The organism is Corallococcus sp. AB045 (genome assembly GCF_003668895.1).
Classification (GTDB): Bacteria; Myxococcota; Myxococcia; order Myxococcales; family Myxococcaceae; genus Corallococcus; species Corallococcus coralloides.
This window is the reverse complement of sequence record NZ_RAWN01000020.1, coordinates 37,852-63,226: the sequence shown is the minus strand read 5'-3', so window position 1 is coordinate 63,226 and position 25,375 is coordinate 37,852. Positions and strand designations below refer to the sequence as shown.

Below are 25,375 nucleotides of genomic sequence, written 5' to 3'. Positions count from 1 at the left end.
GCCCAGCCGTCCGGGAATGTCAGCCGAGTGCGCCCGTGATGTTCTGGACAACGTCATCCAGGTGGCGGAGGGTGGCTGATCGCCATGTCCCGAATCGCGCGCCTGAGCGACGTGCTCATCAACAAGATCGCCGCTGGCGAGGTGGTGGAGCGCCCCGCCTCCGTGGTGAAGGAGCTGTGCGAGAACTCGCTCGACGCCGGCGCCCGCACCGTGCGCGTGGAACTGGAGGCCGGCGGCGTGGGCCGCATCACCATCTCCGACGACGGCCACGGCATGAGCCGCGAGGACGCCACGCTCTGCCTGGAGCGCCACGCCACCAGCAAGCTGCGCGAACTGGACGACCTCTTCCACATCGACTCCATGGGGTTCCGGGGCGAGGCCATCCCCGCCATCGCCTCCGTGTCCCGCTTCACGCTGCACACCGCGGAGCCGGACGCGCACGAGGGCACGAAGGTGTCAGTGGAGGGCGGAGGCCCACCCACGGTGGAGGACGCGCCGCCCCGCGTGGGCACGGTCATCACCATCGAGGACCTGTTCTTCAACGTGCCCGCGCGCCGCAAGTTCATGCGCCAGGGCGCCACCGAGCTCAAGCACTGCGAGGAGGCCGTGGTGCGCCTGGCGCTCGCGCACCCGGAGGTCGGCTTCTTTGCCTCGCACGAGGGCAACGAGCTCTTCTCCAGCCCCGCCGCCGAACATGATCCGCGCGAGCGCATCGCCGCGGCCCTGGGCCCCGCGTCCTTCCCGCACCTGTTCCCGGTGGAGGAGCGCCGGCTGGGCGTGGTCGTCACGGGCTACCTCGCGTCGCCGGAGTACACGCTGCCCAACGCGCGCGGCCTCTACACCTTCGTGAACCGCCGCTACATCCGCGACCGCGGCCTCATCAGCACCGTGCAGCGCGCGTTCCAGGACTTCCTGCCCGCGGGCCGTCAGCCGGTGGTGGTGCTGCACATCGACGTGGAGCCCGCCGCGGTGGACGTCAACGTGCACCCGCAGAAGATGGAGGTGCGCTTCGCGGACGCCCGTGGCGTGCAGGACGCGATCAGCGCCGCCCTCTCACGCGTGCTGCGCGCGGCCCCGTGGCTGGGCTCGCCGGAGGAGCAGGCCGCCAACCCGCAGCCCCGGGACGCCGCGCACTACGCGCACGCAGTGGAGCGCTTCCTCACCCGCGCGCAGGAGGCCACCTGGGGCGCGCCGCTGCCCACCGCGATGGACGCACCGGGAGGCTCGACGCCCGCGCGCCCGCTGACGCCGTCCTACTTCACGCCGAACGGTGGAGCGCAGGGCAGCGCGTTCCCCGGTCCGTTCCAGGGCCCCCAGGTGCCGGGCCGCACGCTCGGGTTCGGCGAAGCGCAGCCGCAGCTCAACGAAGCTCCGCCCCCGGGCTACTTCGCGGCGCTGCGCCCCATGGGCCTGCTGGGCAGCCGCTTCCACGTATGTGAAGGCCCCGGCGGCACGCTCGTGGTCCTGGATCCGCACGCCGCGCTGGAGCGCGCGCGCCTCACCGCGTACCTGCGGCGGCTGGAGGACGACACGAAGGCGCCGCCGCCGTCGCTGTTCGGCACCACGGTGGACCTGTCCCTGGCGGCGGTGAAGGCGCTGGTGGACGGCCGCGAGGCGCTGCTCAAGCTGGGCGTGGACGTGGAGCCCTTTGGCGGCACGGCGCTCGCGCTCAAGTCGGTGCCGGCGGGCCTGGAGGGCGTGGACCCTCGCGCGCTTCTGGAGGCCCTGTCACGCGCGCTGCCACCGCGCAGCGCTCCACTGGACGTGACGAGCCTGGCGGAGGCCGTGCGTGTGATGGCCTGTCACGCCGCGCGCCGCGCGTCTTCTTCGCCGCTCACCGACGCGCAGCTGCGCGCGCTGCTGGGCGAACTGGACCGCGCGGACTTCACCCCCCCGTGCACGCACGGCACGGTGGTGGTGCTGGAGATGCCGCTGCTGGAGCTGGAGCGGCGCGCTCGCTGACGGCTCAGGCCCTGGCCTTGGCCTGCGCCTCCGTCTGCGCGCGCAGCGCCTCTTCCTTCGCGCGATGCTCGCCCGTGGGGTCGCTGGGCGCGAAGTCCTCCGCGGAGGCCACCTGGCGGATCTCCACCTCCCCGTCCCGGAAGGGGATGCGGCGCGCCCAGGCGATGGCCTCCTCGCGCGACTTCACCTCGATGATCCAGAAGCCGGCGACCAGCTCCTTCGTCTCAGCGAAGGGGCCATCCGTCACCGTGGGGCCCTTGGCGGAGAACGTCACGCGCGCCCCCTTGGAGCTGGGGTGCAGCCCTTCACCCGCGAGCAGGATGCCGGCCTTCACCAGCTCCTCGTTGTACTTGCCCATCTCGCCCAGCTCCTCCGAAGACGGGAGGCGACCGGTCTCACTCTCGGGGGTGGCCTTGACGATCATCATGAAGCGCATGGGGAGTTCTCCTTGGACGTCGGGTTCAAAATGGCGACGAATAGCAGGGCGCGAAATCGACACGGCGGGTGACGGACCGGAAAGTTGACGCGGCAAGGTCCCCGGATACGGTGTGCGACACGCCTGTAGCACCGGGCCGCGAGCGCCCGTGCCGGCAGAAAGCCCCGGGAACCGCGCCTTGATGCTCCGCCGTCTGCCGCTCGTCTTCGCCCTCGCCGCCGCGCCCGCCCTCGCCCAGGAAGAAGGCGATTGGAGCGCGGGGCGGGCTCCCACCAACCTGGACGGCGTGGGCCGCATCACCGTGCAGGCCGGCTACCGGCTCACCTCCAACGGCACGCTCTACGACGCCTGGTATGGCGCCAAGGGGCCAGGCAACGGCCTGGAGCGCGCGCCGGAGTCCTCGGGTGGGCCCCTGGGCGTGGCCACGTTCGCGTACGCGATGTCGGACCTGGTGGAGGTGGGCATCGACCTGTTCGGCACCGCGCAGACCCTGCGCCTGTCCGAGCCCGGGCCCGACGGCACCACCGTGTCCCGCAAGGTCAGCACCGTGTCGTACGGCGCGCTGCTCGGCGTGCGCTTCCAGGGCGTGCTCGACATCGGGCCGCAGGGGCTGATTCCCTCTGCGGGCGTGCTCACGGGGCCCGCGGTCATCTCCTCGACGCGCGAGGGCTCGTCCATCCAGGAGCGGGTCTCCCAGGCCTGGGTGGGCTCGCTCGGCGCCACGCTTCGCCTGTCCGCGGAGTGGGGTATCACCGCTGAGTACCGCTTCATGCTCCTTCGCGGTCCCGTGGAGTCCCCGAACACCGACGCGTTCAAGGGGCCCTTCAGTTTCAGCCACGGAGGCAATTGGTTCGCGCTCGGTGTGACGTATACGTTCCCGCCGAATCCGTCCCGTCCCATGGCCTCGTTCTAGAGGCTTGGGAAAGTTCCAACACGAAAGCAGGCGAGCGCGCGCGGAGCAGGGGCTTTCGGGGAATGGTGGGCACCAAGGGCCCTGTTTGGGAGCGGAAAAAGAACCCGCCCCTCATCCCGGAGAGTCCCCTAGCATGCGTGAGTCGGCCGAAGTCATTTCCGGTCCCAGGAAGATGTCCATGCCCCCCTCTGAACAGCCGAAGACCGACCTTGAGAAGGAACTCTCCGAGCTCCGCCGCGAGGTCATCGAGTCGCGCAACCTCGTCATCAAGACGGACAACCTGCTGAAGAACCTCCACGCGGAGGTGAAGGCGGTCGGCAAGCGTCACGAGGACTTCCAGAAGCGGCAGTGGCTCTCCTCGGCGGTGGCCTACGCGCTCTTCGCGATTCTGGCGGTCGGTGGCGCGGTGCTGGTGAACGGCGCGCGCAGCTCCAGCAACACCAACGAGCGCGAGCGGCTGGAGAAGCAGGTGGCGGACCTCTCCGCGCAGCTGGAGAAGCAGCGCGCGGACACGACCTCGCACCTGACGGCCCAGCGCGCCGCGAACGAAGTCTACAAGATGATGACCACGCTGCCGGGTGACGAGCGCCTCAAGGGCATCGACGCGCTGGTGAAGCTGGACACGCAGAAGCTGTCCTCGCTGGAGCGCCAGGCGCTGAACGACCGCGCCGCCATCCTGCGCCGCGAGACGGGCGACGCCGCCCTGGAGCGCGGGAAGATCGCCTTCCGCAAGAACGAGATGCCCGCCGTGGTGGAGAACCTGTCGCGCTTCCTGGCCATGAACCCGCAGGAGTCGGATGCGCTGGACGCGTCCTTCTTCCTGGGCACCGCCTACAACCAGCTGCGTCAGCACGACAAGGCCGTGCCGCTGCTGGCCCGCTTCGTGGAAGGCGACAGGAAGTCCAAGACGCGTGACTACGCCATGCTCCTGCTGGCCCAGTCGTACCAGGAGACGGGCTCGTTCGATAAGGCGGCGGACACGGTGCGCGACGCGCTGGCCACGTACCCGGCCACCCAGTACCTGTCGCAGTTCCGCGGCCGGCTGAACTCCGCCAAGCGCGCCGCCGCCGGTGGTGACGCCGCCGCGGTGCCCGCCGCCGCTCCGGCCGCCGCGCCCCAGGCCGCTCCGGCCGTGGCCGCCCCCGCCGCGGGCCAGTAGTCCCCACACCGCCGCCGTCCGGGGAGGGTTCGCCTTCCGGACGGTGTGCAAGGGAAGCATTGCCACCCGGGGTCCAGGGTCGTAAGACCTGGGCCCCGTGTCCGCTCCCGACTCGCAGAAAGACCCCCGCTTCCGCCGCTACCGTGGCGCCGCGTACGCGGTCCACATCACGCTGGCCACGCTGGTCTCGCTGTGGATGATCTGGAACGTGGGGCACTCCGTCGCGGCGATGACGCCCGCGAGGCCCCCGGCCGTGATGCCACCGCTCACCGTGCGCGAATGTCTGGACGCCGCGGACGCGCACTGGAAGGACCTGGAGGCCGAGCGCGAGAAGCTCGTGCACGTCCTCCCCGCCCGCAAGGTCGACCAGGAGTGGATGCGCTTCCGCACGGACTGGCTGACGCGCGTGCGCAAGTCCGAGTCCGAGTGCGCCCTGGAGTCGAGAGATCCGTCGCGCGTGGAGCTGCGCTCGGTGTACCGCCACCTCACGCGGGTGCAGGACCTCTACACCATCCACGCGGTGCAGTACGCGGGCGAGGTGGGCGGCGCGGTGGACGCGCTGCACGCCGCCTTCGACACCGCGCGCCGCAAGGACAGCGGCCGGTAGTCGCGGCTTCAGCGCGTGGGCAGCACGGTGGAGTAGCGCCCCGTGCTGTCGGACACCGTCTGCGCCAGCAGGATGGACTCCGGCCGTCCCCCCACCGTCACCACGCGGAAGAAGCGCACGGACGCGTTCGCCGCGATGCCGTCCGGGGCCAGCGCCGGGTCCGGGGGCAGGGTGATGCGGCCGCTCAACGAACGGCCTCGTGACAGCGTGAAGGCGGCCAGGGTCATCACGTCTGACCCGGCGGTGCCGGCCGGCACGGTGACGAAGCGGCTGACGCGCGGCAGGTTCTCCCCGGGCAGGAAGTCCAGCCGGTACTCGCCCGGATCCAGGGCCAGCGAGAAGTTGCCGTCGCTGCTGGTGGTGAGGGGCGACTCGAAGCCCAGGGGCGGCTGCGGATAGCCTTCCAGGGCCCCCACCGGCTCCGCCACGACGCGCACGCCCGACGCGGGGCCGGTGCCCTCCGGGTTCTTCACGCTGCCCACCACCGTCATGCGCTCCGGGCACGTCACGTCCGGCAGCACCGTGTCCACCGCCGCCACCGTCACCTGCTGGGGCGTCAGGCGCGAGAGCGAGCTGGGCGGCGGGACGATGACCAGCGTGAGCGGGAACTCCGTGACGCCGGGCAGGGACGTGAGCTGGTAGCGCCCCTGCGCGTCCGTCAGCACCGGCACGCCCTTGAAGGTGCCTCCGCCGGCCACGCGGCCCTGGAGCGACACGCGCGCGCCGGCCATGGGCGTCTGGCCGTCCATCTCCAGCACGCGGCCCTCCACCTTCACGGACGCGCCGGGGTCTCCCAGCTCCAGCGGAGCGGGGAGGGCGGTGGACGGCTCCACCACGAAGGTCTTCCAGGGCACCAGGTCCCCGGCGTTCACGGGGGTCGCGCGCAGGAGCACCGTGGCGCGCGCGGCGTCCTCCGCGCTCAGCACCAGTTGGAACGCGCCCGTGCCGCGGGTCACGCGGGCGCGTTGGGACAGCGGGCGCAGCGACTCATCCAGCACCTGCACCTCCATGTCCGCGTCCACCTGCTTCGAACCCTGGAGCACCAGCGTCCCCGTCAGCGTCACCACGCGCGAGCCGGTGGGCAGGTCGAAGGCCACCATGCCGCCCGACGAGGGATCCACGAAGGCGTCGCGCGACAGCGGTGGCAGGGCCGGGTCCACCGGCGTGAGCGTCACGGTGTACCTGCCACTGCCCACGGGCAGCACCCACGCGCCGTCGTCCGGGGTGAGCGTCGTCTCATAGCGCCGCGCCACGCCGGGGATGAGGCGGCTGTCGCCCGTGGCCAGCAGGTGGATGGGGGCGCGGTAGGGCATGGGGGCCGTGCCGCCGTCCGCCGTGGCGGTGGTGCCGCGCGTGACGGTGCCCATCAGGCGCACGGGGCTGAAGAGCTCCAGGTTCTGCTCCGCCCGCAGCCGGTCCACCGGGAAGTCCTGCGCGAGCAGGCCCGCCTTGGGATGGGGCTGCACCTCCACGACGATGTCGCCGCCGGGGTTGCCGCAGCCGTCCACGAAGCACACCTGGCCGGCGGCGCACTCCGCGTCGGAGCGGCACACGAGCTGCTCCGGGGGAGGCTCGTCCTCCAGGAAGCCGCACCCGGCCCCGGTCAGCCCGAGCGCCAGCGCCAGGGCCCGGAGCGCGCGCCTCACTGGCAGTCCCCCGCCACCGTGTTCACCACCCACGAGTACGAGGTGACGAAGCCCGGGTTCTTCACCACGCCGCCGTCCGCGAGGATGACCTCGTCCGGTGGATCCGGCTGGCGGTTGGTGAGGTGCCGGTCGGTGACGAACGCCTCCACCAGGTGGATGCCCGGCGGGGCCAGCGGGTTGTTGGCCGAGCGCAGGTCCATGCGCAGCGTGCCGCGGTCGTCACGGCGCGGCTGGCCGGTGTTGGCGAGGACGATCTGCCGGTAGTAGCCCGTGGGGTTGGACGGGTTGTAGTCCACGTACCACTCCACGGTGATGCGGTCGTCGACGTCCAGGTCCTCCACCACCACGTTGAAGTCCTGGATGCAGCTGCCCACGCCGAAGGCGCGCAGGATGCGCTCGGAGGGCTCCACCTGCTCCTCCAGGATGCGCGGCGGCCGGTTCCTGAACTGGGGCAAGCTCTCCAGCAGCGCCACTTCCTGCGGGATGAGGCACCCGGAGCCCGTCGCGAGCGCCGCGAGCCCCAGGGCCGTCACCAGCGGCTGGAGGATGCCCCGGGACTGTCGCGTCGCGTGACGGTGCATGGCGTGGCTTGGGGGAACGCTATAGCAGTTCCTCGTTCTCCTCGGGAGGAAGCGGACCGCCCGTCTTCTCCGCCTCCAGCTTCTCCAGGTGGCGGAAGATGGTGCGGGGGTCCACGCCCAGGTCCTTGGCCGTCTTGGTGCGGTTACCGTTGTTCCGGGCCAGGACCTCGTTGATGTAACGCTTCTGGAACTCTTCCTTGGCCTGGAGCAGCGGCATGATGGGCTCCAGGTTCTCCGGCTTGAGGTCCAGGTCGTCCGCGCCCAAGAGCGGCTTGTCCGCCAGCACCACCGCCTTCTTCAGGCGGTTCTCCAGCTCGCGGATGTTGCCCGGCCAGCCGTACTTCTTCATGGACACGGCGGCGGCGGGCGTGAAGCCGCGCGCCTTGGAGTTGAACTCGCGCGCGTACTTCTGGAGGAAGAAGCGGCCCAGGACGATGACGTCCTCGCCGCGCTCGCGCAGGGGCGGCAGCTTCACGGTGACGACGTTGAGCCGGTAGTAGAGGTCCTCGCGGAACGCGTTCCGCTTCACCTCTTCTTCGAGGATCTTGTTCGTCGCGGCCACCACGCGGATGTCCACCGGTTCGCCGCGGTTCTCGCCGACCTTGTAGACGATCTTGTCCTGGAGCGCGCGAAGCAGCTTCACCTGGAGCTGGAGCGGCATCTCGCCGATTTCGTCCAGGAAGAGCGTGCCGCCGATGGCCGCCTGGAACTTGCCGGGCCGCGTGGCCACCGCGCCGGTGAAGGCGCCCTTGGCGTGGCCGAACAGCTCGCTCTCCAGCAGGTTCTCCGGGATGGCGCCGCAGTTCACCGTGATGAACGGGCCCTTGGTGCGCGGCGAGCGGCGGTGGATCTCCCGGGCGATGAGCTCCTTGCCCGTGCCCGTCTCGCCCGTAATCAGCACGGAGATGTCCGTGGGCGCGATCTTGTCGATGCGCTTGTACACGTCCCGCATGCCCTGGCACGCGCCCACGATGTCGCCGTAGCGCTGGTCCTCCAGCTTGCGGCGCAGCTCCGTGTTGTCGAGCTTCAGGTCGTTCACGAGCAGCGCGTTCTGCAGGAGCAGCGACGCCTGCGCCGCGAACACGGTGAGCATGTCCATGCTCTTGGGCTCGAAGCGGTTCACCAGCCGGTCGTTGCCCACGTAGAGCACGCCGAACAGGTCGCCCTTGTGCATCACCGGCACGCACATGACGGAGTGGACCTTGAGGTTCACCACGGACTCGCTGGCCTTGAACTCCGGCGTGTCCAGCGCGTCCGCGACGATGATGGCCTTCTGGTCCTTCACCACCTTGGCGATGATGGAGTCGGACAGCTTCTCCACCGCGTCCTCGATGTTCTCCCGGGCCACGTTGCGCGCGGCCTTCACGCGAGGCTCGCCGCTCTCCATCAGGATGAGGAAGCCCTTGTCGGCGCGGGTGACCTCGATGGCCTCGTCCAGCAGGCTCTCCAGGATGCGGTCCACGTCGTAGCTGCCGAAGAGCCGCTCACTGAACGCGGTGAGCCGCTTGAGCAGAACCAGCTCGCGGCCCACCACGCCGGGCAGCTCCGCCGTGTGCGAGTCCGACGAGGCCGTGGCGGCGGAGGGCAGGGACACCTCGCGCTCGGGCACCTCGCGGCGCACGGGCTCGCGGGGGGCGTCCTCGCGGGAGAAGGTCAGCTCGGTGCCGCCGACCTTGACCACGTCTCCGGTGGAGAGCGCGTGGTTGTCGCGGCGCTTGCCGTTGACGTGGAAGGTGGCGCCCAGGCTGCCCACTTCGTAGCGGGTGCCGTCGAAGGTGACGTGCAGGGCGTTGGCGGGGACGTTGGCGTCCTCCAGCGGCACGTCGTTGTCGGATCCCCGCCCCAGGCTGGTGATGCGCTTGAGCAGGGAGACCGTGCGGACCTTTCCATCGGGGGTGCGGACGGTGAGGCTGGCCATGGGCGGACTTTGGGTTCTTGGGGCTAGAACGTGAGGGTGAAGCCGGCGCCCAGCCCACCCTTGGTGGAGTACAGCCGCACGCGCGGCGGCGCGGCCTGGGAGACGGAGGGAGAGGGCTTCGGTTCGGGGCGGGACTCGACGGTGGTACTGGTCACCACCTGGTCCTCGTGGTGGTAGACGGCGTCCACCACGCCCAGGGTGTAGACGGTGTAGAAGCCGGTGGCGGACGCGAGCTTGAGCAGCTGCCAGGTGTCCGCCTGCCGGGCGCGGTCCGTGGGGATGTAGCGCACCGGAATGGACGCGCGGCCGTCCTCGTCCAGCACGTTGTCCAGGTTGATGAGCCGCTCCTCGAAGAGCGAGTCGTACGCGAAGAACGCGATGATGCTGGTGATGGCCAGCACGCCCTCCGTGGCGGCGAAGGCGATGCCCATGCCGTTGCGGCCCTGCTGGAACTGGCCGGCGCCGAAGGGGACGAAGTTGACCAGGAAGTTGCGCTTCTCCACGGTGCGCACGGTGACCTGGCGGGCCAGCTCCTCCGCGCGGCGGCGCTGCGTCTCCAGGGCGACGCGCTCCTGCTCCCGGCGCTCCTGTTCGGTCTTCTCGCGCTCCAGGCGCAGGCGCTGCTCCTGGCGGAGGAACTCGCGCTCGCCGGACATCTGGTTCTTGAGGTCCTCGAAGTAGGCGACGGCCGGGGGCGGGACGACGAAGGGGTCCAGGCTGAAGTCGGGATCCAGCCGGAGCACGGCGCGCAGGTGGCGTTCGGCTTCGTCCGTCTTGTTGAGGTTGAAGGCGGACAGGCCCGCGAGCTTGTGCAGCTCCACCAGGTCCTCTTCCGGCAGGTCGCCCCGGTCGATGCGCTGGCCGGCGCGCTCCAGCACCTCCGCGTACTTGCCGTATTCGAACGACGAGCGCAGCGCGGCGACCTCCGGATCCGCGCCCATGGGCGTCTGGGCGCGCGCGGACGCGGGGCCGAGCAGGGCGGCCAGCAGGAGGAACACGAGAAGCAGCGGGCCGCGGCTCATTCGGGCGCCAGGCTCCCGCGCAGGGTGGTGGGCTTGCCGGGCTCCAGCAGGACGACGCGCTTCTCCGTCTTGTAGCCGGGGGAGGAGATCTCCACCTCCACGCGGTGCTGGAAGCTGGCGGGGCCGCGAGGGGAGCGGATGTCGAAGGGGTGCTGGAGGCTGTCGTTCGCGGTGCGCTCCACGTCGCCCACGCGCACGGTGGCGTCCGGCGGCTGGTAGTCCATGGACAGCTGCGAGGCCTTCAGCAGGGCGCGCAGGCGGAAGACGTTCTCGCGGTCCGGCTTCACGTCGATGGTCTCCGTGGCGTCCTCGCAGTAGCCGCAGGAGACGGTGACGGTGTGCTCGCCCGGGGACAGGTGCACGTCGTGCTGCGCGAGCTGCTGCGCGCCGGCGGGGCCGCCGTCCACGCGGATGGAGCCGTAGGGGCGCACGAGGATGGACACGGGGATTTTCCCCGCGCGTGTGGACTTGGAGTCGTCCTGCGGGTCGAGGCTTGCGACCACCGCGGGGCGCGAGGGCGCGCGATCCGGAGGGGAGGGGACGCGAGGGTTGGTGTCGGTGGGAGGCAGGAGCGCGTCTCGGCCGGGCGTGCCCGGGCCCTGCGCGCCATTGGGACGCGAGCCCGTGGCCTGCACGCCCTGAGGGGTGCCCGTGCCGTCAGGCGAACCTGTCGTGCCACCCGTGCCCTGCGCGCCGTGGACCGCGCCCGCGCCTTGCGTGCCCGTCGTGCCACCCGTGCCCTGCGAGCCGCCAGCCGTGGGCTGGGAACCCGGCGCCTTCGAGCCCTCGGCGCGCGGATCCACCGTTTGCACCTTCGGCGTCTCGGGCGCGCTCGCGTTCATCCGGTGCACCTGCCAGCCGCCCAGCCCCAACGCGAGCGCCACGCCCGCCGCGATGCCCACGCGGAGGCCGCGCCTGCGCCACGTGCGCCGCCGCTGCTGACGCTGGATGCCCTTGAGCAACCCCAGCGCCCGTTCATTCGTCGCGTCCAGCGCGAGCACGTGGTTGAGGCACGCCAGCGCGCGCGGTGTCCGCTTCTCCGCGAGCTGCCGCTCCCCGCGCTCCAGCAGCGCCGCGACGATGCGCTGGCGCGCGAGCCGCTGGTACGACGGCGGATCCGCGAAGAACGAAATCAGCTCCTCGCCCACGCGGGAGAAGCCCAGCCCCGCGAGCGCATCCGCCAGCGCGTCGCGCAGCTTCCCCGCGTTGGGGTAGCGCCGCGCCGGGTCGCGCTGGAGGCACGTCGCGCAGATCTCCGCCAGCTCGTCCGAAAGCGCGGGCACGCGGCGGCGCGGGTCCTCATACGCCCCATCCAGGATGCGCTTGAGCGTCGCCGTGGTGTTCGACGCGGTGAAGGGCAGACGGCCCGTCATCAGCGCGTAGAACATGATCCCCAGGCTGAAGACGTCCGCCTCCGGCCCGGCCTCCAGGCCCTCGATGATCTCCGGCGACATGTGCGCGGGAGAGCCCACCAGGGCGCCCGTCACCGTCATCCGGTCCTCGATGTCCAGGAGCCGCGCGATGCCGAAGTCCATGAGCTTGAGGACCCCGTCCTCGCGCACCATGACGTTCTCCGGCTTCAGGTCGCGGTGGATGACGCCCGCCTCGTGCGCGTGCGCCAGCGCCGCCGCCAGCTCGTGGATGATCATCGCCGCCAGCTCCGGCGGCTCCAGCGGGCCTTCGTCCAGGTACGTCTTGAGCGTCCGGCCCCGGATGTACTCCGTGACGATGAAGGCGTCGTGCGCCTCCGCCGAGGAGAAGTCGAACACCTCCAGGATGTTGGGGTGGTGCAGCTTCGCCACCGCGCGGGCCTCGCGCGCCAGGCGCCGCCGCGACTCGTCCTTGCCGGCCAGGTGCGGGTGCAGCACCTTCACCGCGACCTCGCGGTCCAGGGCCGTGTCCAGGCCCTTGTACACGACGCTCATGCCCCCGGAGCCCAGCTCCTCCAGGATGCGATAGCGACCGATATGGCGGCCGACGAGCGTCATGGCGTGCGGTGCGCGCTCTCCCCTCAGTCCCCGAACCCGATGCCCATGCTCCGCGCGAACCGCACCAGGTCCCCCTGGACGTCCACGCGTCGCTCCTTGCGAGACTCACTCAGCGGCACGGGGATGACCTCGTTGTTCCGGAGCGCCACCATGTGCCCCCACTGTCCGTCCCGCACCAGGTCCAGCACCTTGCACCCGTAGCGCGTGGCCAGCACCCGGTCCGCCGCGCTCGGGCTGCCGCCGCGCTGCAGGTGGCCCAGCACCGTCACGCGGATCTCCGCCTCGATGTGGCTCGCCAGCAGATCCGCGCACACCTTGCCGGAGCCGCCCAGCCGCACCACGCCCCGGCCCGGGATGTCCGCGGCCTCCGCCAGCACGGACAGCGCGCCGCCCTCCGGATACGCGCCCTCCGAGATCGCGATGATGGAGAAGCTGCGCCGCCGCGTGGCCCGCCGCTTCAGCGTCTCCAGCATGGACTCCACGCGGTACGGAATCTCCGGGATGAGGATGAGGTCCGCGCCGCCGGCGATGCCGCTCTCCAGCGTGAGGAAGCCCGCGTGGCGGCCCATGATCTCCACCACCATCACGCGGTCATGCGCCTCCGCGGTGGAGTGCAGCCGATCCAGCGCCTCCGTGACGATGAGCCGCGCGGTGTCGAACCCGAACGTCTGGTCCGTGCCGGACAAGTCGTTGTCGATGGTCTTCGGACACCCGACGACCTTCAGGCCCTTCTCCGCCAACTGGTGCGCGATGGACAGCGTGCCGTCCCCGCCAATGGCGACCAGGCCGTCCAGCCGCAATTCCTCGCAGCGGCGCAGGACCTGATCCGACACGTCCCGCACCCCCCAGCCCGAGCCCTCACGCACCGGGTAGGCGAACGGGTTCGCCTTGTTGGACGTACCGAGGATGGTGCCGCCCTTGGGAAGGATGCCGCGCGTGTCCTCCACACCGAGCGGGCGGACGAGCTCCGGCTCCACCAGGCCCATGTAGCCGTTCTCGATGCCGACGAACGAGTGGCCGAACTCGTGCACGCCTCGACGGACGAGGCCACGGATGAGCGCATTGAGTCCCGGACAATCACCACCGCCGGTGAGGACGCCGAGTCGAAGAGGTCGAGCCATAGGAAAGATGAAAGTCGGACGCGGGTGTCAGTGGGAACGGGCGACACTATGACAGCAACGTCGGTGCGGATTGTAGGTGCCACCCCAGGGGGGTGCAACGCACGAATCAGCGGTTGCGTCGGATCCGCGCTTGGAGGGACGCGGGGGCGACCCCTCAGTCGCGCTTGAGGCGACGCCGGGAGGCCAGCCGGTCCAGGAGGGCCTGGAGGCGATCCTCCTTCTGCGCGGGAAGGGCCCGGTCCGTGGGGGACTGCACGGGCATCTCGCGGGCCATCCGGTACAGCTCTTCCAACCGCTCCAGCACCAGCTCGTTGCCGGGGCGCTCCTGAAGGGCCCGGCGGTACGCGGCGGCGGCGCCCACGTAGTCACCCAACGTGAAGAGCCGCTCGCCCTCCTGCATGGGGGAGGGAGGGCCCAGCGGGAGGCGCTGGGGTTCGCGCACGCGGTTCTTCAGGTGCTGCAGCTCCTCCGGCTGGAGGCTGTCGCGCAGCTGGGCCAGCCTGGCGGCCAGGGCTTCCTCGCGCGGAAAGGCGGCGAGGAGGTGCTCGAAGAGCTCGAACGCCTCCGCCAGCTCGCCCCGGCGCAAGGCGCGGTCGGCACGTGCTTCCATGTCGGCCCGGACGGCAGGGGTCATCTCGCGCGGGAGAGTAACTGTTGCCCACCCGGGATGTCACATGCGGAAAAGCCTGCGCTCGGCGGGCCGCAAGGCCTCTCAGGCGGGCGTCGCGGAGGACTCCGGCAATACCGTGCTTTCCGTGCTCCGGGCGCTCCGCTTCCAGTGGCGGAAGAGCCACACGGCCACCAGTCCGTGGAGCACGAGCCCGAAGACGCCCTCGCCGTTGAAGACCCAGACCTGACCGCCGAAGAGCCCCGGCCGGCCGTTGTAGACGCTGCCGAAGAGCAGCGGGTTGATGATGTTCCAGCTGATGTGGAAGAGGGCGGGCGGCCAGATGGAGCGCGACGCCATGTAGAGCTGCGCGAACACCACCGCGGCCACGGCGATGGACACGAGGAACGTCACGTTCTGCCCCACGTGCCCGCGCTGCGTGGAGGAGAAGATGAGGGGCAGGTGGAACGCGGCCCACACCGGCATGGTGATGGCCGCGGCCAGCGCCGGCCGGTGCATCCACCAGCGCACCAGCGTCCCGCGCCAGCCCACCTCCTCACCCAGCTCACTGGGGACGCCGAAGCCCACGACGGGCCCCCACACCAGTGCGGCCAGGCCGTAGCGCAGCCAGCGCCAGCGCTCGGGCAGCTTCGCGCCCAGCTTCTCCACCCAGCGCCAGCGCACGGACGCGGCGGCCAGCCACCACGTCACCGTCAGCGCCCAGAACAGGAGGATCATCACCGGCACCGTCGCCACGCCCGTGACCCCGAATGGACCCTTGAGCAGCTCCGGCTGGTACGTGATGAAGGACGCGTCCCCCGTGGCGAACCGGATCGCGTAGGCCAGCGGCGCGATGACGGCGCCGTACGCCAGCGGCAGCGCCAGCCCCAGGAACCACCACTTCCAGCCGGGGAAGGAGAAGCCCACCGCGGAGGGCGGCTCGCGACGGAAGAACCAGGAGCACGCGAGGCCCACGATGCCGGGCACGCACATCATCCAGCGCATCAGCCACACGGACTTCTCGCCGCCCGTGATGAACAGCACCGCCATCGTCCAGCTCACCGCGAGCGTCACCGCGATGAACGTGAGGGTTTCTTTCCGGGGATTCCTCATGTTCCGGAGCATACCGGTTGGGCTCATGCCGTCGAGCCCTACGTACGAAGGGAGGGCGGACAAGCCGCCCTGCACCCGCGTGCGCCTTCAGCCCTTGAGGTGGACCTCTCGCGCGCCCTCGAGTCGTTCGGCCTGGAGGCCGCGCTCGCGGGCGGTGGAGAGCAGCAGATCAGACTCCTTCATGCGGGGCGTCTCCGGCGTGGCGGCGGGCCCGATGATGTGCTCCATCCAGGGCTCCAGGCCCATGGCGTAGTTGAAGATCCGCTTCGCGCCCACGAGCTCCAGCAGGCGCAGGCCTTCGGTGGAGTTGCTGCCGCGGCAGCGGCGGTTCTTCTCCAGCTTGCGGTCGCGCTTCTTGGGGAAGAAGCCCTCCAGCATCCACGTGTGCGGCGCGCCGACGATCTCCGTGTTCATGAAGACCGTGTGCAGATCGCCCACCGTGCTGCGCAGGTCGCGGTACGTCGTCTCGTCCACGCACATGGAGTCGGCGGCGAAGAACAGGCGCTCCTCGCCGGTGCGGATGATCCACGCCGTCTTGGCGTGGGCCACGTCGCCGTGCTCGCCCATGAACGGCGCGGCGATGATCTCCCCGTCCGGGATGGGCAGGGATTCGTAGAAGTAGGGCTCCAGCACGTTCTTGAAGCCGAGCGCCTTGCCCAACAGCCGGGGCGAGTAGTCACCCGCCAGGGCGCCGCTCGAGCGCGGCACCATCAGCGTGCCGATGCGGTGGCGCAGGCGCAGCAGCGTTTCGATGTCCAGGTGATCCGGGTGGCTGTGGGTGATGACCACGTAGTCGATGCGGCGGGGCAGGTCCGCGAAGGACATGCGCGCCAGCGGGCCCATCTTCTCCGGCCGCACCGGCACCACCGCGTCGATGAGGATGGACGTGCCCTTCCACTCCACCAGCACGCACGCGTGGCCCACGTAGCGGATGCGCACCCCCGGCCCGTTCCAGGTCTCGGGAAGGGTCTGCGGCGCCTCCGTGAGCAGGGGCATCAGGTCCGCGTCGGACTTCACGGCGTCGCCCAGCAGGTCGCGGATCCACTCCAGCGGCTTGGGCTCCACGTCCAGGCTGAACAGCTTGTCCAGGCGCTCGTCGTGGAACGGCACCTTCCAGTCCAGCTGCCCCGCCTCCATCAGGCGCGGCGTGGTGAGCAGCGAGTCGCGCTCCGCGTCCGCCTTCAGGCGGCGGAGCCGCATCGACTGGAGCTCCGTCTTGTGGTGGCGGCCGCGGTACAGCAGGCCTTCGTGCACGCGCATCGACGGGCGGTTCACGTAGTCGTACACCAGCTCCACCACGCCCTTGAGCGGCTCCGGCAGCCGCGCGTACAGCGGCTCCAGGGACTGGCCCTTGGCCTCCGCCAGCAGCTGCGTCTGGAACTCGTCGAACGCCTCCGCCAGCTTGATGTTGTCCTCCTGCGCGGTGGTCATCCGCTGCATGAGCGCCCGCACCTCTTCCGCGCGCTCCGGCGCGATGCCCACGAAGGAGCTGCCGCTCAGCTCCGGATCCTTCGCCGCCTTCGCGTGGAAGTCCGGCGTCTGCAGGTAGGCCTTCAGCAGCGGCAGCAGGTAGGCCTGCAGATGCAGGCTCGCGGGCATGGGCGCCACCGTCATCCACCAGGCCTGGAAGTCCTGGACGAGCGGTTCGACGAGAGTGGCATCCGCGAGGCGATACAGAGGAGCAGTCATGGTGGGCGATCGCGAGGAGGCACCCGCACCCGGACTCGATTCACGGCGGTTCCGGGAAGGGAACTCGCGGAGTCAAGGAAGGGCGGGGTGAGTGCAGAAGACCAGGAAGCAGGGCTGACGAGCGAATGTGAGCGATTCGAGCAATTTGTTCAAGTTCGGTAGAACCCAGCCGTAGTGGTATTCTCGTATCCAGTTCTGCTCCCCCGGACACATTGCAAGGGTGCCTGTGTCACTCACATCGTGAGTGTGCGTCGCACAGGAAGTCGGCCCACTGAAGCCTTTGCGGTGTTCTCCGGCCTTCCACATGGGTTCTTCCTTGCCGCGTTCCCCTGAGCTGACGCCCTCGAATTCCACCCTCGTCGAAATCTTGCGGAGCCGGGCCGAGTCGCGGTCCGAACAACCGCTGTACACCTTCCTGGATGACGCGGGTCAGGAAGACGGAACGCTGAGCTACGCGGGACTGGACGCAAGGGCGCGGCGGATCGCGGTGGCGCTGCGCAAGGTGGCGAAGCCGGGCGAGCGCGTGATGCTGCTGTATCCGCCCGGCCTGGAGTACGTGGCGGGGTTCTTCGGGTGCCTCTACGCGGGGCTCATCGCGGTGCCGGCGTATCCGCCGGATCCGATGCGGCTGGAGCGGACGCTGCCGCGCCTGCGGGCGATCATCCAGGACGCGAACGCGACGGTGGTGCTCACCACGTCCGGCATCCTGTCCATGACGGAGTTCGTCTTCGAGCAGGCTCCGGATCTGCGCTCGCTGCACTGGGTGGGGACGGACGAGATCCCGGCGGGTGGGGAAGCGGAGTGGACGCCGCCGGCGGTGGACGCGTCGACGCTGGCGTTCCTCCAGTACACGTCGGGGTCCACGGGCTCGCCCAAGGGCGTGATGCTGAGCCACGGCAACCTGGCGCACAACCTGGCGCTGATCACGGACGCGTTCGAGCTGGGCCCCAGCAGTTCGGCCGTCATCTGGCTGCCGCCGTACCACGACATGGGGCTCATCGGCGGCATCCTCACGCCGCTGTACGCGACGTTCCACGCGGCGCTGATGTCGCCGCTGACGATGCTCAAGAACCCGCGCGTGTGGCTGGAGGCCGTCACCCGCTACAAGGCCACCATCAGCGGCGGGCCGAACTTCGCGTTCGACCTGTGCGTGCGGCGCATCCCGGCGGAGGAGCGGCAGTCGCTGGACCTGAGCTCGTGGAAGGTGGCGTTCACCGGCGCGGAGCCCATCCGTCCGGCGACGCTGGACCGCTTCGAGCAGGCCTTCGGGCCGCACGGCTTCAAGCGTGAGTTCTTCTTCCCGTGCTACGGCCTGGCGGAGGCGACGCTGCTGGTGTCGGGCGGGCGCGTGGAGGCGCCGCCGGTGCGCTGCGCGCTGGATGCTCCGGCGTTGGAGCAGCGCCGGGCGGTGCTGGTGGACGAGGCGAAGCCGGAGGCGCGTGTCCTGGTGGGCTGCGGCGATGAGCGGCCGGGACACCCCGTGGTCATCGTGGATCCCCAGACGCGCGAGGCGTGCGCGCCCGGCGGCGTGGGAGAGATCTGGGTGCGCGGCCCCAGCGTGGCGCTGGGTTACTGGAACAAGCCGGAGGCGACGGCGGAGGCGTTCCAGGCGCGCGTGAAGGGCACGGACGAAGGCCCGTTCCTGCGCACGGGGGACCTGGGCTTCATGCGGGACGGCGAGCTGTACGTCACCGGCCGGGCCAAGGACCTGATCATCATCCGCGGCCGCAACCACTACCCGCAGGACATCGAGCAGACGGTGGAGGAGAGCCACCCCGCGCTGCGCGCCGGCAGCGTCGCGGCGGTGTCGCTGGAGGTGGCGGGCGAGGAGCGCCTGGTGGTGGTGCAGGAGATCGACCTGCGCAAGGCGGGCAACCTGCGCAAGCAGGTGGACATGGCGGAGGCGGCGGTGAAGGAGATCCGCCAGCGCGTCGCCGAGCGCCACGAGGTGCAGGTGCACGCCGTGGCGCTGATCGAGCCCGGCAGCATCCCGAAGACCTCCAGCGGGAAGATCCAGCGGCACGCGTGCAAGGCGCAGTTCCTCGCGGACGAGCTGCGCACGGTGCTGGTGTGGCGCGAGCCGGGGTTCGAGGAGGCGGAGGAGACGGAATCCGCCGAGTCCTCGGAGCCCGCCGCGGCGCCAGTGCGTGAGGACGTGCCGGAGGCCGCGCGGGCCACGCTGACGTGGCTGGTGGATCGCGTGGCGGAGCAGCTGAAGATGCCGGCGAAGACTGTGGACGTGCGTGAGCCCATCACGCGCTACGGCCTGGATTCGCTGAGCGCGGTGGAGCTGGCGCACGCGGTGGAGAAGGGGCTGGGGATCGCGCTGCCCATGGAGCTGCTGCTCCAGGGGCCGAGCCTGGTGGAGCTGGCGAAGCGCATCACGGCTTCGAAGCAGGAGCCGAAGGCGGCGGTGCTCGCGCCCCGGCCGCGAGGGGCCACGCAGCCGCTGTCGTTCGCGCAGCAGCGCCTGTGGTTCCTGGACCGGCTGGAGCAGGGCAGCGCGCTCTACATCATCCCGGGCGCGGTGCGGCTGGACGGCGCGCTGGACGCCGAATCGCTGCGGCGGAGCCTGGAGGAGATCGTCCGCCGGCACGAGTCGCTGCGCACGACGTTCCGCGAGGAGAACGGCGAGGCGGTGCAGCTCATCCACCCGGCGAAGGCCTTCGAGCTGCCGGTGGTGGACCTGACGGGCTTCCCGGAGGCGTCGCGCGAGGCGGAGGCGCGGCGCTGCGTGGATGAAGAGGCCGTGCGCCCGTTCGACCTGGGCGCGGGTCCGCTGGTGCGCGCGCGGTTGCTCAAGCTGGGTGAAGCGAAGCACGTGCTGCTGGTGACGATGCACCACATCGTCTCCGACGGCTGGTCCATGGGCGTGCTCGTGCGTGAGGTCGCCGCGCTCTACGACGCGTTCCGTGGCGGGCGGGGTTCTCCGCTGCAGGAGCTGCGCGTGCAGTACGCGGACTTCGCGCAGTGGCAGCGGGAGTGGCTGCTGGGCGGCGTGCTGGAGAAGCAGGTCGGCTACTGGAAGCAGCGGCTGTCCGGAGCGCCCGCCGTGCTGGAGCTGCCGACGGACTTCGCGCGTCCGGCGGCACAGACGTACCGCGGCGCGACGGTGCCGGTGAAGCTGGGCGCGGAGCTGAGCAAGGCGCTGGGCGCGCTGGCGAAGAAGGAAGGCGTCACGCCGTACATGCTGCTCCTGGCGGCGTTCCAGGTGTTGCTGGGGCGCTACAGCGGGCAGGAGGACATCTCGGTCGGTTCGCCCATCACGGGCCGCTCGCGCGCGGAGACGGAGGGCCTCATCGGCTTCTTCGTCAACACGCTGGTGCTGCGCACGAAGCTGGAGGGCAACCCGTCCTTCCGCGCGCTGCTGGCCCAGGTGAAGGAGACGACGCTGGGTGCGTACGCGCACCAGGACGTGCCGTTCGAGAAGCTGGTGGAGGAACTCCAGCCGCAGCGCAGCCTGAGCCACGCGCCGCTGTTCCAGGTGATGTTCGTGTTGCAGCAGGACGTGCTGCCGCACTTCCGTCTGCCGGGCGTGGAGCTGTCGCCGTACGAGGTGGAGTCGAAGACGGCGAAGTTCGACCTCACGCTCTACCTGACGGAGACGGCGGGCGGGCTGGATGGGACGCTCGAGTACAACACGGACCTGTTTGCTGCGGAGACAGCGCGCCGGATGACGGAGCACCTGCGGGTGCTGCTGGAGTCGCTGCTCACGGATCCGGGCGCGAAGCTGTCCGACCTGTCGCTGATGGGAGCGCAGGAGAAGCAGACGCTGCTGAAGGACACGTCGGGGACGGACCTGTCGGCCCAGGTGAGCGGGACGATGCAGGCGCTCTTCGAGGCGCAGGCGGTGCGTACGCCGGATGCGGCGGCCGTCTACTTCGACGGGCAGGTGCTGACGTACGCGCAGCTGGACGCGCAGGCGAACCAGTTGGCGCATCACCTGCGTGGCATGGGCGTGGGCTCGGACACGCTGGTGGGCGTGAGCCTGGAGCGCTCCGCACGGATGGTGGTGGCGCTGCTGGGCGTGCTGAAGGCGGGCGGCGCCTACGTGCCGCTGGATCCGGCGTATCCGAGTGAGCGTCTGGGCTGGATGCTGGAGGACGCGCAGGCCCCGGTGCTGCTGACGCAGCAGAAGCTGCTGGGCGTGCTGCCTGAGCACTCCGCGAAGGCCGTCTGCGTGGACACGGACTGGTCCGTGATCGCGCGGCAGCCGACCACGCCTGTCGCGACGAGCACGCGCCTGGGGAACCTGGCGTACGTGCTGTACACGTCGGGCTCCACGGGCCGTCCGAAGGGCGTGGCGATCGAGCAGCGCAGCGTGGTGGCCTTCCTGCACTGGGCGACGGCTGCGTTCACGAAGCAGCAGCTGACGGGCGTGCTGGCGGCGACGTCGCTGAACTTCGACCTGTCCGTGTTCGAAGTCTTCGCGCCGCTGGTCAGCGGTGGTGCCGTCATCGTCGCGGAGAACGCGCTGGCGTTGCCGACGCTGAAGGACGCGGGCCGCGTGACGCTGGTGAACACGGTGCCCTCCGCGATGGCGGAGCTCGTGCGCAGCCAGGGCGTGCCGGAGTCGGTGCGCACGGTGAACCTCGCGGGCGAGCCGCTGCTGAACCGGCTGGCGCAGGCGCTGTACGGGCTGAAGAACGTCGAAGGCGTCTACAACCTCTACGGCCCGACGGAAGACACGACGTACTCGACGTACTCGCGAGTGGAGAAGGACGGCGCGCGCGAGCCGACGATTGGCCGTCCGCTGACGGGCTCGCGTGCATACGTGCTGGATGCATGGCTGCGTCCGGTGCCGCAGGGCGTGCCGGGCGAGCTGTACATCGCGGGCGCGGGCCTCGCGCGTGGTTACCTGGCGAAGCCGTCACTGACGGCGGAGCGCTTCGTACCGAACCCGTTCTCGGCGCAGCCGGGCGCGCGGATGTACCGCACGGGTGACCGTGTGCGGTGGCTGGCGACGGGCGAACTGGAGTACCTGGGCCGCATCGACTTCCAGGTGAAGGTGCGTGGCTTCCGCATCGAGCTGGGTGAAGTGGAGTCGGCGCTGGCGTCTCAGCCAGGAGTGCGCGAGTCCGTGGTGGTGGTGCGCGAGGACGTGCCCGGCGACAAGCGCCTGGTGGCGTACGTGGCGGGTGACTCTCTCGACACGGCGGAGCTGCGCAAGGGCCTGAAGTCGCGGCTGCCTGAGTACATGGTGCCGTCGGCGTTCGTGGTGCTGAACGCGCTGCCGCTGACGCCGAACGGGAAGGTGGACCGCAAGGCGCTGCCGGTGCCGGAGGCCCAGTCTCAGAGCCAGTACGTGGCACCGCGCACGGCGACGGAGGAGCAGGTGGCGACGCTCTTCGCGCAGTTGCTACGTGTGGAGCGCGTGGGCGCGGAGGATTCGTTCTTCGAGCTGGGCGGACACTCGCTGCTGGCGATGCAGTTGGTCTCCCGGCTGCGCACGGCCTTCGGCGTCGAGGTCCCCCTGCGTTCGCTCTTCGAGCTGAGCACGGTGGCTTCGCTCGCGTCGTTCGTCGACGGGAAGAAGCAGCAGGCGGAAGGCGCGAACCTGCCGGCGCTGAAGCGGGTGTCGCGTGAGGGCGTGCTGCCCCTGTCGTTCGCGCAGCAGCGCCTGTGGTTCCTGGACCGGTTGGAGCAGGGGAGCGCGCTCTACAACGTGCCGGGCGCGGTGCGTCTGGATGGTCCGCTGGATGTGGAAGCCCTGCGGCTGACGCTCCAGGAGATCGTCGCGCGGCACGAGTCGCTGCGCACGACGTTCCGTGAGGACAACGGTCAGGCGGCGCAGATCATCCACGCCGCGGGCCGAATGGACCTGCCCGTGGTGGATCTGTCGACCGTGGCCGAAGCGGCACGCGAGACGGAGACCCAGCACCGCGTCAACGAGGAGGCCCTGCGCCCGTTCGACCTGGGCACGGGTCCGCTCTTCCGCGCTCAGTTGCTGAAGCTGGGTGAAGCGAAGCACGTGCTGCTGGTGACGATGCACCACATCGTCTCCGACGGTTGGTCCATGGGCGTGCTCGTGCGCGAGATGGCCGCGCTCTACGAGGCGCACTCGCAGGGCCGCGCCATGCCGTTGCCGGAGCTGGCGGTGCAGTACGCGGACTTCGCGCAGTGGCAGCGGGAGTGGCTGCTGGGCGGGGCGCTGGAGAAGCAGGTCGGCTACTGGAAGCAGCAGCTGTCCGGGGCTCCGGCGATGTTGGAGCTGCAGACGGACTTCGCGCGTCCGGCGGTGCAGACGTACCGCGGAGCGACGGTGCCGGTGAAGCTGGGCGCTGACCTGAGCCGCTCGCTGAACGCGCTGGCGAAGCAGGAAGGCGTTACGCCGTACCAGCTGCTGCTGGCGGCGTTCCAGGTGCTGCTGGCGCGTTACACGGGCCAGGACGACATCTCGGTGGGTTCGCCCATCGCGGGCCGCACGCAGGCGGAGACGGAGGGGCTCATCGGCTTCTTCGTCAACACGCTGGTGCTGCGCACGAAGCTCTCGGGCAACCCGAGCTTCCAGCAGCTCCTCAAGCAGGTGCGTGAGACGACGCTGGGTGCGTACGCGCACCAGGACGTGCCGTTCGAGAAGCTGGTGGAAGAACTCCAGCCTCAGCGCAGCCTGAGCCACGCGCCGCTGTTCCAGGTGATGTTCGCGCTGCAGCAGGACGTGCTGCCGCACCTGAAGCTGTCGGGCATGGAGCTGTCGCCGTACGAGGTGGAGTCGAAGTCGGCGAAGTTCGACCTGACGCTCTTCCTCACGGAGACGGCGGGCGGGCTGGAAGGCACGCTCGAGTACAATACCGACCTGTTCACGGCGGCGACGGCGCAGCGGATGACGGAGCACCTGCGCGTGCTGCTGGAGTCCGTGGCGGTGCGGCCCATGGCGAAGGTGTTCGACCTGTCGCTGATGGGCGCGCAGGAGAAGCAGACGCTGCTACTGGACGTGTCGGGGACGGACCTGCCGGCCCCGGTGACCGGGACGATGCAGGCGCTCTTCGAGGCGCAGGTTGCGCGCACGCCGGATGCAGCGGCCGTCTACTTCGACGGAGAGGTGCTGACGTACGCGCAGCTGGAGGCGCAGTCGAACCAGCTGGCGCATCACCTGCGTGGCATGGGCGTGGGCCCGGACATGCTGGTGGGTGTGAGCCTGGAGCGCTCCGCACGGATGGTGGTGGCGCTGCTGGGCGTGCTGAAGGCGGGTGGCGCCTACGTGCCGTTGGATCCGGCGTACCCGCAGGATCGTCTGGGCTGGATGTTGGAGGACGCGCAGGCGACGGTGGTGCTGACGCAGCAGAAGTTGCTGGGCGTGCTGCCCAAGCACTCGGCGCGCAACGTGTTCCTGGATACGGATTGGGAGAGCATCTCCAAGAACCCTGCTTCGCGCGTCGATCCGCGCACGGGCGTGAGGAACCTGGCGTACGTGCTGTACACGTCGGGTTCTACGGGCCGTCCGAAGGGCGTGGCCATCGAGCAGCGCAGCGTGGTGGCCTTCCTGCACTGGGCGACGACGTTCTTCACGCCGCAGCAGCTGTCGGGCATGTTGGCGTCGACGTCGCTGAACTTCGACATCTCGGTGTTTGAAGTCTTCGCGCCGCTGAGCATCGGTGGTTCCGTCATCGTCGCGGAGAACGCACTGGCGCTCCCGACGATGAAGGACGCGAGCCGGGTGACGCTGGTGAACACGGTGCCCTCCGCGATGGCGGAGCTGCTGCGCAGCCAGGGCGTGCCGGAGACGGTGCGCACGGTGAACCTCGCCGGTGAGCCGTTGCTGAACCGGCTGGCGCAGGCGGTGTACGGGCTGAAGAACGTGGAGGCCGTCTACAACTTCTACGGCCCGACGGAAGACACGACGTACTCGACGTACTTGCGTGTGGAGAAAGGCGCGACGCGGGAGCCGACGGTGGGCCGTCTCCTGACGGGCTCGCGGGGGTATGTGCTGGATGCATGGCTGCGTCCGGTGCCGCAGGGCGTGCCGGGCGAGTTGTACATCGCGGGTGCGGGCCTCTCGCGAGGCTACCTGGCGAAGCCTGCTCTGACGGCGGAGAGGTACGTCCCCAATCCCTTCAGCCAGGAGCCCGGCGCGCGGATGTACCGCACGGGCGACCGCATCCGCTGGTTGCCGAATGGCGAGCTGGAGTACCTGGGCCGCATCGACTTCCAGGTGAAGGTGCGTGGCTTCCGCATCGAACTGGGCGAAGTGGAGTCGGTGCTGTCCACGCAGCCCGGCGTGCGCGAGTCCGTGGTGATGGTGCGCGAGGACGTGCCCGGCGACAGGCGCCTGGTGGCGTACGTGGCGGGTGCGTCTCTGGACGTGGCGGAGCTGCGCAAGGGGCTGAAGGCGCGGCTGCCGGAGTACATGGTGCCGTCGGCGTTCGTGGTGTTGAGCGCACTGCCTCTGAATCCGAACGGGAAGGTGGACCGCAAGTCGCTGCCGGTGCCGGAGGCCCAGACGGCGCAGGGCCAGTACGTGGCTCCGCGCACGGCGACGGAAGAGCAGGTGGCCACGATCTTCGCGCAGTTGCTGCGCGTGGAGCGCGTGGGCGCGGAGGACTCGTTCTTCGAGCTGGGCGGACACTCGCTGCTGGCGATGCAGCTGGTTTCCCGGCTGCGCACGGCCTTCGG

The 25,375-nt window shown here is 70.2% G+C and carries 15 protein-coding genes (1 of these 15 cut by a window edge); 5 read left to right on the top strand and 10 right to left on the bottom strand.

Annotated elements, in window-relative coordinates; genetic code table 11:
- The first annotated feature begins 84 nt into the window (after window positions 1–84).
- The gene (gene mutL, locus D7Y21_RS07435) at window positions 85–1,962 is read left to right on the top strand and encodes a DNA mismatch repair endonuclease MutL (protein WP_120563032.1); all 1,878 of its coding nucleotides are present in this window, start codon (window positions 85–87) and stop codon (window positions 1,960–1,962) included.
- 4 nt (window positions 1,963–1,966) lie between these two features.
- Here the strand turns inward: mutL and D7Y21_RS07430 are convergent, their stop codons facing one another.
- Entirely contained in the window at window positions 1,967–2,398 is a 432-nt protein-coding gene (locus D7Y21_RS07430) for a YciI family protein (protein WP_121712162.1), read from the bottom strand.
- 181 nt (window positions 2,399–2,579) lie between these two features.
- On the opposite strand from D7Y21_RS07430, the gene D7Y21_RS07425 reads away from it, so the two are divergent.
- The 3 genes from D7Y21_RS07425 to D7Y21_RS07415 all read left to right on the top strand — a co-directional run bounded on the left by D7Y21_RS07425 (window position 2,580) and on the right by D7Y21_RS07415 (window position 5,077).
- Window positions 2,580–3,311, top strand: coding sequence for a hypothetical protein (locus tag D7Y21_RS07425; RefSeq protein ID WP_120563034.1), 732 nt, complete (start codon window positions 2,580–2,582; stop codon window positions 3,309–3,311).
- A gap of 133 nt (window positions 3,312–3,444) precedes the next feature.
- Window positions 3,445–4,470, top strand: a complete 1,026-nt coding sequence (locus D7Y21_RS07420) for a tetratricopeptide repeat protein (RefSeq protein WP_120563035.1) — start codon at window positions 3,445–3,447, stop codon at window positions 4,468–4,470.
- Between the two features lie 97 nt (window positions 4,471–4,567).
- On the top strand, window positions 4,568–5,077 hold the full coding sequence (locus tag D7Y21_RS07415) for a hypothetical protein (protein ID WP_199724250.1): 510 nt from the start codon (window positions 4,568–4,570) through the stop codon (window positions 5,075–5,077).
- An 8-nt stretch (window positions 5,078–5,085) separates the two neighbouring features.
- Here D7Y21_RS07415 and D7Y21_RS07410 read toward each other — a convergent pair whose 3' ends face one another.
- From D7Y21_RS07410 to D7Y21_RS07370, 9 genes are all read right to left on the bottom strand, one after another.
- Window positions 5,086–6,723, bottom strand: coding sequence for a carboxypeptidase regulatory-like domain-containing protein (locus D7Y21_RS07410; protein ID WP_233612010.1), 1,638 nt, complete (start codon window positions 6,721–6,723; stop codon window positions 5,086–5,088).
- Entirely contained in the window at window positions 6,720–7,304 is a 585-nt protein-coding gene (locus D7Y21_RS07405) for a hypothetical protein (RefSeq protein ID WP_120563038.1), read from the bottom strand. The genes D7Y21_RS07410 and D7Y21_RS07405 overlap by 4 nt, the downstream gene beginning before the upstream one ends.
- 19 nt (window positions 7,305–7,323) lie before the next feature.
- Complete coding sequence (locus D7Y21_RS07400; RefSeq protein ID WP_121712158.1) at window positions 7,324–9,222, bottom strand: sigma 54-interacting transcriptional regulator; 1,899 nt, start codon at window positions 9,220–9,222, stop codon at window positions 7,324–7,326.
- Between the two features lie 23 nt (window positions 9,223–9,245).
- Window positions 9,246–10,244: a tetratricopeptide repeat protein gene (locus tag D7Y21_RS07395; protein WP_121712156.1), complete on the bottom strand. Its 999-nt coding sequence runs from the start codon at window positions 10,242–10,244 to the stop codon at window positions 9,246–9,248.
- The gene (locus D7Y21_RS07390; protein ID WP_121712155.1) at window positions 10,241–12,232 is read right to left on the bottom strand and encodes a serine/threonine-protein kinase; all 1,992 of its coding nucleotides are present in this window, start codon (window positions 12,230–12,232) and stop codon (window positions 10,241–10,243) included. Before D7Y21_RS07390 ends, D7Y21_RS07395 begins: the two co-directional genes overlap by 4 nt.
- A gap of 23 nt (window positions 12,233–12,255) precedes the next feature.
- A complete protein-coding gene (locus tag D7Y21_RS07385; RefSeq protein WP_121712153.1) occupies window positions 12,256–13,353 on the bottom strand; it encodes a 6-phosphofructokinase in 1,098 nt (365 codons plus the stop codon).
- Window positions 13,354–13,507: 154 nt separating this feature from the next.
- Entirely contained in the window at window positions 13,508–13,987 is a 480-nt protein-coding gene (locus D7Y21_RS07380) for a hypothetical protein (RefSeq protein WP_120563043.1), read from the bottom strand.
- A gap of 78 nt (window positions 13,988–14,065) precedes the next feature.
- Window positions 14,066–15,073, bottom strand: a complete 1,008-nt coding sequence (locus D7Y21_RS07375) for a CPBP family intramembrane glutamic endopeptidase (RefSeq protein WP_158627249.1) — start codon at window positions 15,071–15,073, stop codon at window positions 14,066–14,068.
- 87 nt (window positions 15,074–15,160) lie between these two features.
- Window positions 15,161–16,762, bottom strand: a complete 1,602-nt coding sequence (locus tag D7Y21_RS07370; protein ID WP_121712149.1) for an MBL fold metallo-hydrolase — start codon at window positions 16,760–16,762, stop codon at window positions 15,161–15,163.
- Between the two features lie 316 nt (window positions 16,763–17,078).
- Between D7Y21_RS07370 and D7Y21_RS07365 the strand changes: the two genes are divergently transcribed.
- Window positions 17,079–25,375, top strand: the beginning of a protein-coding gene (locus D7Y21_RS07365; protein WP_158627248.1) for a non-ribosomal peptide synthetase. The gene runs 23,215 nt beyond the window's last position; only the first 8,297 of its 31,512 coding nucleotides appear in the window; the start codon lies at window positions 17,079–17,081; its stop codon lies beyond the right edge, outside the window.